Source organism: Kitasatospora sp. NPDC090091 (assembly GCF_044747365.1).
Classification (GTDB): Bacteria; Actinomycetota; Actinomycetes; order Streptomycetales; family Streptomycetaceae; genus Kitasatospora.
On the sequence record NZ_JBIVDY010000004.1, the window covers coordinates 85,513 to 97,557 of the forward strand.

Genomic DNA, 12,045 nt, shown 5'->3' on the forward strand with positions numbered 1-12,045 from the left:
CCGGTCCACTACCCGGGAGACCTCGATGCGCCGCACAGCTGGACCTACACCGGCGACGCCGCCCGGACCCTGGTCGCCGCCGCCCGGAACGACAAGCGAGGAGCGAGCTGGTGGAGATCGGGCGCACCGACTCGGTGATGGCCGAGTTCCCGGAGATGCTGTACCTCTACGACCGCCCCGCCCTCCTCGACGCATCGGCCACCGTCGCCGCTCTCGGCGTCCAGCCGACTCCGATCGGCGCCGTGCTGGCCGAGATGGCCACTGCGTTTACGGAGTCGATTGTTTGACGACTCGTCAAATGGGTTGCCGCCCTGCGGGGAGGTGTCGATTCCCGGCCTCCCCGCAGGGCGGTGCCGGTCACGCCGTCGCCGCCACCCGGGCCTCGGTGGCGGCTGCCAGCTCGGCCACCAGCCGGGCGGCGAGCGGAACGGCGACGCCGTGCCGCGCCGCGGAGCGCAGGAGCGCCCCGCCGACGGCGTCGAGCTCCAGCGGCCGGCCGGCCTCGGCGTCGCGCTGCATCGAGGACTTGGCGCCGGCCGGGAACGCGTCGTACAGCGCCAGGGTCCGCCCGGGGTCCGCGGGCGCGCCGCAGGCCCGGCCGACGGCGGCGGCCTCCTCCACCAGCGCCGTCAACTCGGCCCGGCGGTCGGTCCGGACGCTGCCGATGGTGAGCCCGTACCGGGTGGTGAGGAGTGCGAAGGGCGCGAGGAAGGCGAGCTTGGCCCAGAGCGCCGACGACTCGTCCGCGATCACCCGGGTCTGCACGCCGGCGGCCCGGAGCATCCCGGCCGGCCCGGAGAGCAGCCCCGAAGGCCCGGCCAGGTCGATCTCGGTGAACGGGCTGCCGTGCTCGACGACGCCGGCCGCGACCTGGGTCGACTCGACCCGGACCACACCCGCGGCGACCCGCTGCGCGCCGAACCGGCGGCGCAGTTCGGCCACGTGCTCGATGCCGTTGAGCAGCGGGACGACCAGGCCGTCGGCGACCAGGCCGGGCGGCACCCGTTCCAGGGCGGCCGCCAGGTCGGTCTGCTTGACCGTCACCAGGCAGAGGTCGACCGGTTCGCGGAGTTCGGTGTCGGCCTCCACCGGGGCGGTGAAGTCGCCGAACTGCGCACTGTGCACCCGGATGCCGCACTGGCGCAGGGTGTGTGCCGTCGTCTTGCCGGCGAGGCAGACGACGCGGTGGCCGGCGCGGGAGAGCAGCGCGGCGAGCAGGCCGCCGACGCCGCCGGGGCCGAGCACCGCCACCGTCCGGCGGCGGCCGGGCTCGGCGGGCGCTCCGGACGCATCCTCGGCATCGGGGAGGCCGTGGGCATCGGGGACGTCGTGCAGCAGTGCGGTGGCGCGGGCGACGCGGGCGTCCTGGTCGGCGGCTTCGTGTCCGTCGTCGGCGGTTGGTGAGGTGGACAAGTGAGGCTTCCTCTCGGCGTGTTGCGGGTCGGCACCCGCCTGCCTCCGCCTCGCGTCCGGATCGCGCGGAGGTCCGGCGGGTTGCCGCCCTTGGCCATGCAGCGATGATCGATCCGGAGCCAGCCCCAAGTCAATCCACCGGTTTACTGGGGAACACCCAAGCGTTACCTTGGATTCCCGTGACTCTTGACGACCTCCGCGTCTTCGCCGCGGTCTGCCGGGCCGGCTCCCTGAGCGCCGTCGCCCGCGACCTCTCCTGTACGCAGTCCGCCGTCAGCCAGCATGTGAAGCGGTTGGAGCGGGAGTTGGGCGTCAGCCTGATCGAGCGCCACCCGCGCGGGGTCGTGCCGACCCAGGCCGGGCGCCTGCTGCGGACGGCGGTCGCCGACGGCCTCGGCGGAATCGACCAGGCGATGCGCCGGATCGGCGAACTCGCCTGCGGGGCAGGGGGGTCCGTCCGGATCACCACCGGGTCCACCAGCATCCGGCACTTCATGTCCGCGGCCGTCGTCGACTTCCGCCGGAGCTTCCCGCAGGTCAGCCTGGAGTTCCAGACCGAGACCTCGAACCGCAGCTGCTTCGACGCACTCGCCGCCGGCCGGGTCGACCTGGCCTGGATCACCCTCGGCTCCCCGGTCCGCGGCATCGAGCAGCGCGCGGTGGTCGAACTGCCGTGGGTGCTCGCCGTCGCCGACGGCGATCCGCTCGCGGCCAGGGACGCCATCGAGCCCGCCGACCTCCAGGACGCCCGCCTGATCGGGCTGCCCCAGAACTCGGCCTCACGGTCCCAACTCGACTCCTGGCTCGCGGAGTACGGGATCCGGCCGGTCTTCGACGCCAGCGTCGCGGACTGGGACACCGCCATCCTGCTGGCGCAGCTGGGGCTCGGCCATGCCGTCGTCCCCGCGCTGCCCGACTGGCAGGCCCCGGGCCACCGGGGGCTGCGACTGATCCCGGTGCCGGCGCTGCCCGTCCTCACCGCCGGCTGGGCGGTACGCCACTGGGACACCCTCGCCCCGCCGGCACGTGCCTTCGCCGACACCGTCGCCCGCCACTGCGCCCGGGAGCCCGCCGGCGCCTGAGCCGCGACGGGGCGGTGGGGGCAGCCGGACGGGGCGGGCCGCATCGGTCACGGCCCGCCAAGCAGCGCCCGCCCCGGATGGCCCCCACCCCGTCACCGGCTCCCGTCAGAGCTGCGGCGTGCGGTGGAGCGAGATGAGCAGCCGCCAGACCTGGTGGGCGACCAGCTCCGGGTCGGCCTCGATCCGGCCGTGCAGCCAGTCCGCGAGCACGCCGGTGAAGGTGCCGGCCACCGCCGACGCAACGAGGTCCGGCGCCGGGGCTCCCGCCAGCGCCCGCTCGGTGCGGCTGCGCTCGCGCAGTTCCCGGCGGAGCACCAGGCCGAGCGGCCCGCCGCCACCCGGGGCGAGCAAGGCCCGGTAGAGGGCGGCGTGCGGCACCAGTTCGGTGAAGAACCCGGTGAGCGCGGCCGGCGGGGCGGCCGGGTCCGGGATGCCCCGCCAGGCGTGCAGCGCGTCCACCGCCTCGCGGACGATGTCGGCGCACGCGTCCACCGCCAGCGCCTCCAGGTCGGCGTAGTGAACGTAGAAGGTGGCTCGGCCGACGCCCGCCCGGCGGACCAGCGCGGCGACGCTCACCTCCGCCAGCGGGCGTTCGGCGCACTCCTCCAGCAGCGCCCGACGCAGGGCGGCCCGGGTGCGCTCGGCCCGGGGGTCCTGGGCCGCGTTCATCGGGCCAGCAGGACGGCGCCGAGGGCGAGCGCCCCGGGCAGGGTCTGGGCGATCAGGATGCGGCGGTTGGCGGTGGCCGCACCGTAGAGGCCCGCCACGATCACGCAGGAGAGGAAGAAGACCTGCGCCTGGAACCCGGTCGGCTCCCCCGCGATCAGGCCCCAGACCAGTCCGGCGGCCAGGAAGCCGTTGTAGAGGCCCTGGTTGGCGGCCAGCGGCGCGGTGGCGCGGGCGAGTTCGGCGTCGAAGCCGGAGAGCTTCCGGCCCGGTGCGCGCTCCCAGAGGAACATCTCCAGCACCAGGAAGTACGCGTGCAGGGCGGCCACAAGGCCGACCAGGACATCCGCGGTGATCCGCATCATCGCCTCCGATTTCATGGACAGATGTCCATCATAACTGGACAGGTGTCCATGAAGTCCACTCCGACCGCGTTGCCGGCACGGCGAAGGCCCTCGGCGCAGTGCGCCGAGGGCCTTCGGGTGCCGGTTCGCTACGCGCCCGGCGGGTCGACGATCCCGTCGAGCAGGGCCCGGACCGTCGCCGTCGCGAACTCCTCCGTGGAGACCGGCCGGAGGGCACCTTCGGGAGCCTCGTCGGCGTAGAAGAGCTCCAGGAACGCCCGGTGGAAGCAGGCGCCGATCAGCAGCATCGCGGCGGCGTCCGGGTCGGTGCCGGCGGACACCCGGCCGAGCCGCTGCTCGGCGCGCAGGTAGTCGGCGAGGTGGGAGCTGACGTGGTCCGGGCCGGCGTCGCCGAGCTTGCGACGGTGGGCGGCGAGCAGCTCCGGGCTGGCGAAGAGCGATCCGGCCATCGGGAAGGACTGGCGGTAGAACGGCACCGCGACCCGGACCACGGCCGTCAGGTGCTCCTCGACCGAGCCGTGGCCCGCGCGGCCGGGCAGCTCGGCCACCGCATCGGCCAGCCGCGGGGCGCGTTCGCGCAGCACCCGGACGAAGATCTCCTCCTTGTCCCGGAAGTGCTTGTACAGCGCCGCCTCCGAACAGCCGGCCGCCCGCGCGATCTCCTTCGTGGTGGTGCGGGTGAGCCCCACGGTGGCGATCAGGTGGGCCGCGGCGTCGAGCACCCGGGCCCGGGTGCGCGCCGCGCCGGTCAGCGGCTCGGCGGCCGCGGGTTCGTTCACGCCGTCTCGATTCACGGCGGCCAGCTTAGCTTGACAGGTGGGTGAGCGCTCACCCACCATCGAAAGTGAGCATTCACTCACCCCCGAGGAGGGGTCATGAGACTCACTGTTCTCGGCGCCACGGGCGGCGTCGGACGCCGGCTGGTCGAGCACGCGCTGGCCGACGGCCACCAGGTCACCGCGGCGGTCCGTGACCCGGCGCGGCTGCCGGTCCACCACGAGCGGCTGACCGTCGCGACGGCGGACGCCCTCGACGGCACCTCCCTCCGACCGCTCGTCGACGGCGCCGACGCCGTGCTCTCCGGCATCGGCGCGTCCGGCCGGACCGATCCGCTCAAACCCGCCTCGACCTCCGCCCGCGCCGCGGTCGCCGCGATGGCCGCCACCGGCGTGCGGCGGCTCCTCGTGGTGAGCGCCGCGCCGCTCAACCGCACGGGCGCCGGGCAGACACTGCTGACCGGGAAGGTCTTCTCGCCGCTGCTGTGGGCGGTCCTCAGGGACGTCTACACCGATCTCGAAGCGATGGAGCGCGTCCTGCGGGAGAGCGGCCTGGAGTGGACGGCGGTGCGGCCGCCGCGACTCACGGACAATCCGGGCCGGGGCCGCTACCGGCACACCGTCGAGTCCGGGCCGCCCGGGGCCTCGATCGCGCGCACGGACGTCGCCCGGGCCATGCTCGACTTCGTCACCGCCGAGGAGACCTACCGCCACGCCGTCGGGGTGAGCACCTGACCGGCCCGCCGGGGGGCGGGCCGGTCAGGGAGCCGGGCCGGAGGGGGAGCGGCCCGATCGTGGAGGCCGACCCGCCGGCCTGCCGGGGAGCCGGCGGTGGCGCAGCGGGTTCGGCCGGCGGGAGCGCAGCGGTTTCGGCCGGGCGTGGCCCAGCGGTTCGGCCGGCGGTGGCGCACCGGTTTCGGCCGGCGGGAGCGCAGCGGTTTCGGCCGGGCGTGGCCCAGCGGTTCGGCCGGCGGTGGCGCACCGGTTTCGGCCGGCGGGACGTCAGGCCTTCGACTGCCAGTAGCGGAACTCCTCGACCGGCTCGCCGTCGAGCGTCCACGGCCAGGCGGTGACCGTGTCGCCGATCAGGGCGAAGGTGTCGGCGCTCTCGCGCACGCGGCCGGCCTGGGCCAGGGCGTAGGCGAGCAGGTTGAGGTCGGCCAGGGCGGCCGCGTGGCGGAGGTGGCCCGGACGGGGCCAGTCCCGCAGCGCCGTGTCCAGCACCCGGACGGCCCGGTGGTTCCCCCACTGGCGGCGGACCAGCAGCGCCTCCACACCACCCTGGGCGGCGGTCCGGGAGCACTCGTCGACCAGCGCGGCCAGCTCGATGCCGACGGCCGGCGCGGCGGACGGCACCGAGGCCCGGACCGTCTCCACGAAGTCCATCTGGCTGCTGCGCGAGCCGCACTCCTCCGGCGACAGGTAGCGCAGCATCTGCAGATGGGCCTCCCGGTTCCAGGGGTCGCGCGAGGTGATCTCGCCCCAGACCGCGAAGAGGTCGCGCGAGTCGGCGCGCATGACCCGCAGGATCCCGAGCAGCACCACCCAGGGGGCAGGGTCGCCCGGGGCGGCCTCGGCCGCGCTGTAGCAGAGCTCACCGGCGGCGCGGGCGTCGTCCATCCGCCCGGCGTGCCGGCCGCGGACCATCTCGACCCACGCGTCGAACACGAGCGCGTCGGCGCTCTGCGGCCGGCGTATGCGCCAGGAGCGCCCGAGCCCCGACCGCGCGGCGGCCTCGGCGAGCACGGCGAAGCGGTGGGTACGGCGGTCCCAGTCCGAACCGGGCTCCTGGAGAATCCGCTCGACCTGGTCGATCTGAATGGCATCCTGCCCCGGCATCCCGGGGGAATTCAGCATTCGCCGCACACGACCGAGCTTGACATCGTCGAGTTCCGGGCGCAGGCGCGGGCCGGAAGCCCTAAGTCTTCCAAAGATCGACACGCGCCGCAGCCTAGGGCCCTGTGCCGAATTTCGGATACCCCCCGGACAGGAATCGTTATTCCGCCGTTTCCGGTGACCCTGCGGGCCCGCACAGTGACCGGGATCGGGCGGGCCACCGGCGGAAACGTCACCGGGTGCGGCAAACGCGGGCGCCCTCGGCCTCCGTCCTGAGCCACCCCGAATCCGGGGAGCCGCGACGGTTGCAGTGCGCACCAATGGGGGAAGCGGTTGCATTTCCCACCAAATGGTCTGCGCGGGCGAAATCGGAGCCATCCACCGCGAAAGGGCGCACCGGACGTGCCTGCATTCCGCCGGCGGCGGCACCGCGAGAGATCTGACCGAATATCAGCACGGAACTCACCGCAGGACGATCACGGGGCGTCCGCTACGGCGTCGAAGCGTCAGAAGTCGGTCGCCGTGTCGGTCCGCGCCACCGCGCGGATCTGCTCCGGGGTGAGGCCCACCACCTGGGTGAGGTCGGCCCCTTCGAGGTGCGCGTCGGTGAGGTTCGCACCGGTCAGGTCGGCGCCGCTCAGGAAAGCACCGGTCAGGTTCGCGCCGGTGAGGTCCGCGCCGCGCAGCGAGACGCCGAGGGCGTACGTACGGCTGAGGTCTGCGCCGTTCAGTTGGGCCGAGTTCAGCTTCGCGCCGGTCAGCGTCGTGCGGCTCAGGTTCGCCAGGCCGAGGTTCGCCTTGCTCAGGTCGGCGAGGAGCAGGTTCGCGCCGGACAGGTCCGTGCTGCGCAGCGCCGCCCCGGGGACCCTGACGCCGTGCAGGTCGGTGCGGGTCGGGGCGGGCAGTCGTCCGAGGGCGGTCAGGGCGGCCAGCACATCGGTGTCGGGTTCCTGGGGCAGGCTCGCCTCGGGCACGTCCGGGGCGGGGTCGTGTTCGCGGACGAAGGCCGCCAGGACGGCGGTGATGGTCGAGCGGTCCCGCGACGAGTCGTCGGCGAGGCGTTCCAAGGCGTAGACGGCGCTGGTGCGGACGTCGCGGGTGGCGGAGCCCAACTGCTCGGTGGCCCGGATGTAGCGGTCGGTGAGCTGGCCCTGGCGAGCCGTCTCCAGCTGGTCCTGTCCCGTCTTCCAGGTCAGCGCGGTGGCCACCAGCCCGGCCGCGGCGAACAGCACGCCGAACAGGATGCCGGCGCTGTTGAACCACTGGTGCCGGCTCTGCCGCCGCCGGTCCCGCTCCTCGGCGGAGAACTGTCTCTGCTGCTGGAGGAGTTCGAAGCGGCGGTCGGCCGGGAGTGCGGCCAGCTCGGCCGGGGTCGGCTCGGCGATCTCGGCGCGTGCCCGACCCGATCGCGCCGGACGCACCGGCGGGGCCGGTGCTTCCGCGGGCGTCGCCGCGCTGTCGGGTCCGCTGCTCGGTCCACTGCCGGAAGTCCCGGCGGGCTCGGGGCTGTTGGTCACGCCCGGCACGATAGGGCCTGCGGCACCCGGCGTACACGGGAACGGCGGAACCGACCGGGCCCGGGCGCCGGGCACTTGGCCCCGACCCGCACCCGGTGGCCGGCACCGCCCGCGCACCGCCGCTGCGACACCGTCGAAGTCTCGCGGGGGTAGCGGCCGGTCGTCACGCCCGGCGGGCCAGGAAGAGGTCGCTGAGGTGCAGCATGTCGATGCCGCCGCCACGGGCGTCGAGCAGGCGGGCGGTCTCGGCCAGGGCCTGTTCGCGCCGCTCGGCCGGCAGGACGCGGTACGACGAGATGGAGGCGAGGAAGTCGAGGTAGCGGTCGGTCCCGTAGCGGACGTCCTGGCGGAAGCGGAAGGCCCGCAGATCGGTGAAGCGGCCGTCGCGGCGGCACTCGGCCTCCGGCCAGAAGTCCGCCTCACCGCTGCCGGCGTCGGCGCCGTAGGACGAGGCCGGCACGTTGTGCGGTGAGGTGGCGACGCCGTGGCGACGGTCGATCTCGGCCAGTTCGGCGTACAGACCGGCGTCCACGACTCCGTGCGGGTTCCAGAAGAGAGCCACGGCGCCGCCCGGTCGAACGGCGGCGTGAACCGCGTCCCAGCGCCGCTGCGGGTCCACCCAGTGCCAGGACGTGGCGGCGAACAGCAGCCCGAACCGGCGGCCGGCCGGCTCCCACTCCTCGAACCCGCCCACCTCCACCTGCACCCCTGGGAAGCGCGCGGTGTTGCGGCGCAGCACCTCGGCCATCCGCGGATCCGGCTCGACGCAGGTCAGCGGCACCCCGTGGGCGGCGAAGAGCACGGTGGCCTTGCCGGTACCGGCGCCGATCTCCAGCGCCGCGCCCCCGCCCAGGTCCGCGTAGGCCAGCACCTCGGTCACCAGGGCGTCCGCGTAAGCCGGGCGCCCCGCGTCGTACAGCCCGGCGGCCTCGCCGAACACCCTGCCGAAGGCCCGGTTGGGCGGCGTACCGGTGTGTTCCGCTGCGCTCATCAGCAACCCCCGACTTCCTCGACCGACGGGCGGTCACCCTACCGAGGACGGCGACGCGCGGGCCACCGACCCCGACAAGCTCGCCCGTGTCGGCCCCGTCGCCGACACCTGGGCCCTGCTCCGCGAGGCCCGGCGGACCCGCCACCCCACGGACTGAGCAACCGCAGCACCGGGGCGTGGAAGGACTGGAGCGGGCATCGGGAATCACGGAATCACCCGCGCGGCGGAGCGCGGTGGCGGAGAATGGGATCTTGATCCCCCCGCCCGCGCTCCGCCCACGGAGGACCTTTGCCCCGGCTGACGTTCCACTCGCTGACGATGCGTTCGGACACTGTGGCCGACCTCGCCCTGACCGATCCCGAGGCCGGCGGGATCGTCCACCGGTTCGGCATCGACCGGTCGGGGCCCACGCCGGTGCTGGACTGCCCGGAGGAGTTCGTCCGGGACTACCTCGCGGTGCCGGGCCCTGATCTGCCGGACTGGCCGACCAAGCTCGTCCGGGCGGCACTGAGCGCCCGCGCCCGGCCGCTGCCCACCGGCCCCACGATGGCGTGGCTGGTCTTCGACTGCCGCAGCAGGCTCAGCGCCGCGTGGGAGCTCAAGGAGCGGACGGCCGGACGCGATCCGGCGCACGCCCGCCCCGAGCCCCCGAGCGGCGACCGGCCGGTCCGCCCGCACCTGTTGACCTTCGAGTCGGTGCTGGCACTGTCCCGAAGCGAAGCCGTCGTGGTGGTGGTCGACGACGCGGGCGAGCGGGTGCGCTGGCGGTTCACCGCCGACCGCTCCGGCACGATCCATGTCATCCACTCCCCCGAGGAGTACTCCGCCGTCTACCAGCGCGTGCCCGGGCCCGTCACGCCGGAGTGGCCGGGCCGGCTGGCCTCGGAGGCGATGGCCGCCTTCGACTGCCCGCTGCCGGCCGGGGCGGAGCTGGAGAGCCGACGCGAGGGGCACCGCTCCTGGCAGCGTGGGCGCTGGGACGCGGGCGACGGCACGGGGTGATGACGCCGCCGAGCGGGCGGCCGCTCGTCGGGCGACGACCGTCGCGTTCGTGAGAGGCTTGCCGGCCATGGGTGAGAACACCGGGGGAGGGACCGCGACGGGTGCACCGCTGCTCGTGGTGGACGCGGCCAACGTCGTGGGCTCGGTTCCCGACGGCTGGTGGCGGGACCGGCGGGGGGCCACGGAGCGGCTGCGCGACGCGCTGGCCGGCATCGCCGGCGACGGGCTGACGGGCCACCACCCGGGGGCACCGGAGTGGTCGCGCACCGGCCGCCTCGACGTCGTTCTCGTCGTCGAGGGGGCGGCCCGCGGGGTCGCGCCGGTGCCGGGGGTCCGGGTGGTCGCCGCCTCCGGCAGCGGCGACGACCGGATCGTCGAGCTGGTGCGGGCCTCGCTGTCCGCCGACCCGCACCGCGGCTGCCTCGTCGTCACCGCCGACCGGGAGCTGCGCGGCCGGGTCACTGCCCTCGGCGCGGAGGTGACCGGTCCGCGCGCCGTCCGGCCGGGCGCGTGACCGCCGGGGCCCCGTCGATCAGCTGCCGAAGTAGCCGAGCGCGCCCAGCGCGCAGACCCCGCCGGCGCCCATGAAGACCGGCGTGAGCACCTTGAGCTCCACCCAGCTGCCGGCCCGGAAGCGCATGCCCTTCGGCGGGCCGACGGGGTACCAGCGCTTGCGCCCGATCGGGATCGGCCAGAACACCGGGCAGCCGGAGACGGTCAGCGCGTCCCCCAGGCAGTGCACCAGGGCGCCGAGCGCGACCGGCAGTCCGATCCACAGGTACTGCTGCCCCGGCTGGTCGAACAGCCACTGCGAGCCGTTGCCCGGCCGGTCGAGCACGTCGGCGATCACCCAGGCGCTGGTCGCCCCGAGCAGCCAGACCAGGACGTCGCTGGACATCCGGGCGGCGCGCCAGAGCAGCCCCTCGATCGCGAGCACCATGTGGACGAAGAGGACCGCCAGCACTCCCCACCGTCCGCCGTACACCGCGGCCGCGGCCGCCCCGGCGCCGCAGAGCACCGCCCACACCCAGGTGTGGGTCAGCGTCCGGTGCCCGCCCGAACGGCGCGGGTCGCCCTTCATCCGGGTCGCCTTGTACGTCGCGTACGAGAGCTTGTCGATGACCTCGCACAGCGTGCGTGAGATCGGCCCGAAGGCCCGGGATATCGTCGCCGCCTTGTGGTCGAGGTCCGGCGCCAGCGCCGCCCCCGCACAGATCAGCGCGCCCGCCAGGAGCACGGGCCACGGCATCGGTTCGCCGAGCCCCGCCGCCACCGCGCCGACGCCCAGCCACGCCGCCGCTCCCGACAGCGAATGTGCCGGTCCCATCATGATTCAGACTCCCGTCCTCGTTCCCATGCCCCCTGCGAGGACCTGACGGAGCCGCAGCATATCGGCACATGATCGGCCCACCGACCGCCCTCCCCCTCGGCCGCGGCCCCTGCCCGGCGACCCCCGCCCGGCGGCCTCTGCCCGGCGGGCCGGGCGCCGTCCGACCGGGCCGGGGACCCGGCCGCACGACCGCGTCCCGGCGTGCGGCCGGGGCCCCGCGGGCGGAGCATGTAGCCGTCGAGCGGAGTACGGAGTACACAGTGAGCGCGGAGATCCCCACCCCGGCCACCGGCGACCTGGTCGTGCTGAGCAAGGTCAACAAGCACTTCGGCGAGCTCCACGTCCTCCAGGACATCGACCTGACCATCGCGCGCGGCGAGGTCGTCGTGGTGATCGGTCCCTCCGGCGGCGGCAAGTCCACGCTGTGCCGCGCCATCAACCGCCTGGAGACCATCGACTCCGGCGAGATCTCCATCGACGGCCGGCCGCTGCCCGCCGAGGGCCGGGAGCTGGCCGCGCTCCGGGCCGACGTGGGGATGGTCTTCCAGTCCTTCAACCTGTTCGCGCACAAGACCGTGCTGCAGAACGTGACGCTCGGCCAGATCAAGGTCCGCGGGAAGGACCGCAGGGCCGCCGACGAGCGGGCCCGCCGGCTGCTCGACCAGGTGGGCGTCGTGACCCAGGCGGACAAGTACCCCGCACAGCTCTCCGGCGGCCAGCAGCAGCGGGTCGCGATCGCCCGGGCGCTGGCCATGGACCCGAAGATCATGCTCTTCGACGAGCCGACCTCCGCCCTCGACCCCGAGATGATCAACGAGGTGCTGGAGGTCATGCGCCGGCTCGCCCGGGACGGCATGACCATGGTGGTGGTCACCCACGAGATGGGATTCGCCCGTTCGGCGGCCAACCGCGTGGTGTTCATGGCGGAGGGCCGGATCGTGGAGGAGACGACACCCGATCGGTTCTTCAGCAACCCGCGCAGCGAGCGCGCGAAGGACTTCCTCTCGAAGATCCTCCACCACTGACCGCGCCCGCCCCATGAACACTGGAAATGATCAAGGGATGAT

At 74.3% G+C, this 12,045-nt stretch carries 14 protein-coding genes; 6 read left to right on the forward strand and 8 right to left on the reverse strand.

Features of this window, described 5'->3' with window-relative positions; all coding sequences use genetic code 11:
• The first annotated feature begins 110 nt into the window (after positions 1–110).
• A complete protein-coding gene (locus ACIPSC_RS08235; protein ID WP_400824195.1) occupies positions 111–287 on the forward strand; it encodes a hypothetical protein in 177 nt (58 codons plus the stop codon).
• Positions 288–357: 70 nt separating this feature from the next.
• Here the strand turns inward: ACIPSC_RS08235 and ACIPSC_RS08240 are convergent, their stop codons facing one another.
• Positions 358–1,251 (reverse strand): ketopantoate reductase family protein, encoded by an 894-nt coding sequence (locus tag ACIPSC_RS08240; RefSeq protein WP_400824541.1) that lies wholly within the window; start codon positions 1,249–1,251, stop codon positions 358–360.
• A 341-nt stretch (positions 1,252–1,592) separates the two neighbouring features.
• Here ACIPSC_RS08240 and ACIPSC_RS08245 point away from each other — a divergent pair, with 341 nt between their 5' ends.
• Positions 1,593–2,495 carry a LysR family transcriptional regulator gene (locus tag ACIPSC_RS08245; RefSeq protein ID WP_400824196.1) on the forward strand — a complete coding sequence of 301 codons (903 nt, stop codon included), beginning with the start codon at positions 1,593–1,595 and terminating at the stop codon, positions 2,493–2,495.
• A gap of 105 nt (positions 2,496–2,600) precedes the next feature.
• Here the strand turns inward: ACIPSC_RS08245 and ACIPSC_RS08250 are convergent, their stop codons facing one another.
• The 3 genes from ACIPSC_RS08250 to ACIPSC_RS08260 all read right to left on the reverse strand — a co-directional run bounded on the left by ACIPSC_RS08250 (position 2,601) and on the right by ACIPSC_RS08260 (position 4,305).
• Positions 2,601–3,164 (reverse strand): TetR/AcrR family transcriptional regulator, encoded by a 564-nt coding sequence (locus ACIPSC_RS08250; RefSeq protein WP_400824197.1) that lies wholly within the window; start codon positions 3,162–3,164, stop codon positions 2,601–2,603.
• The gene (locus ACIPSC_RS08255) at positions 3,161–3,523 is read right to left on the reverse strand and encodes a DUF1304 domain-containing protein (RefSeq protein ID WP_400824542.1); all 363 of its coding nucleotides are present in this window, start codon (positions 3,521–3,523) and stop codon (positions 3,161–3,163) included. Before ACIPSC_RS08255 ends, ACIPSC_RS08250 begins: the two co-directional genes overlap by 4 nt.
• A 131-nt stretch (positions 3,524–3,654) precedes the next feature.
• A complete protein-coding gene (locus tag ACIPSC_RS08260) occupies positions 3,655–4,305 on the reverse strand; it encodes a TetR/AcrR family transcriptional regulator (RefSeq protein WP_400824198.1) in 651 nt (216 codons plus the stop codon).
• 96 nt (positions 4,306–4,401) lie between these two features.
• Between ACIPSC_RS08260 and ACIPSC_RS08265 the strand changes: the two genes are divergently transcribed.
• Positions 4,402–5,037 (forward strand): NAD(P)-dependent oxidoreductase, encoded by a 636-nt coding sequence (locus tag ACIPSC_RS08265; RefSeq protein WP_400824200.1) that lies wholly within the window; start codon positions 4,402–4,404, stop codon positions 5,035–5,037.
• Positions 5,038–5,304: 267 nt separating this feature from the next.
• Here ACIPSC_RS08265 and ACIPSC_RS08270 read toward each other — a convergent pair whose 3' ends face one another.
• From ACIPSC_RS08270 to ACIPSC_RS08280, 3 genes are all read right to left on the reverse strand, one after another.
• The gene (locus ACIPSC_RS08270) at positions 5,305–6,141 is read right to left on the reverse strand and encodes a hypothetical protein (protein ID WP_400824201.1); all 837 of its coding nucleotides are present in this window, start codon (positions 6,139–6,141) and stop codon (positions 5,305–5,307) included.
• 503 nt (positions 6,142–6,644) lie between these two features.
• A complete protein-coding gene (locus ACIPSC_RS08275) occupies positions 6,645–7,655 on the reverse strand; it encodes a pentapeptide repeat-containing protein (protein ID WP_400824202.1) in 1,011 nt (336 codons plus the stop codon).
• Between the two features lie 163 nt (positions 7,656–7,818).
• Entirely contained in the window at positions 7,819–8,646 is an 828-nt protein-coding gene (locus ACIPSC_RS08280; RefSeq protein WP_400824203.1) for a class I SAM-dependent methyltransferase, read from the reverse strand.
• A gap of 318 nt (positions 8,647–8,964) precedes the next feature.
• On the opposite strand from ACIPSC_RS08280, the gene ACIPSC_RS08285 reads away from it, so the two are divergent.
• Together ACIPSC_RS08285 and ACIPSC_RS08290 are read left to right on the forward strand one after the other, a co-directional pair.
• Positions 8,965–9,648 carry a hypothetical protein gene (locus tag ACIPSC_RS08285; protein ID WP_400824205.1) on the forward strand — a complete coding sequence of 228 codons (684 nt, stop codon included), beginning with the start codon at positions 8,965–8,967 and terminating at the stop codon, positions 9,646–9,648.
• A gap of 67 nt (positions 9,649–9,715) precedes the next feature.
• Positions 9,716–10,162, forward strand: coding sequence for an NTP pyrophosphohydrolase (locus ACIPSC_RS08290; protein ID WP_400824206.1), 447 nt, complete (start codon positions 9,716–9,718; stop codon positions 10,160–10,162).
• 18 nt (positions 10,163–10,180) lie between these two features.
• Here the strand turns inward: ACIPSC_RS08290 and ACIPSC_RS08295 are convergent, their stop codons facing one another.
• Positions 10,181–10,978 (reverse strand): metal-dependent hydrolase, encoded by a 798-nt coding sequence (locus ACIPSC_RS08295; protein WP_400824207.1) that lies wholly within the window; start codon positions 10,976–10,978, stop codon positions 10,181–10,183.
• Between the two features lie 260 nt (positions 10,979–11,238).
• Between ACIPSC_RS08295 and ACIPSC_RS08300 the strand changes: the two genes are divergently transcribed.
• Positions 11,239–12,003, forward strand: a complete 765-nt coding sequence (locus ACIPSC_RS08300; RefSeq protein WP_400824208.1) for an amino acid ABC transporter ATP-binding protein — start codon at positions 11,239–11,241, stop codon at positions 12,001–12,003.
• Positions 12,004–12,045 lie beyond the last annotated feature (42 nt).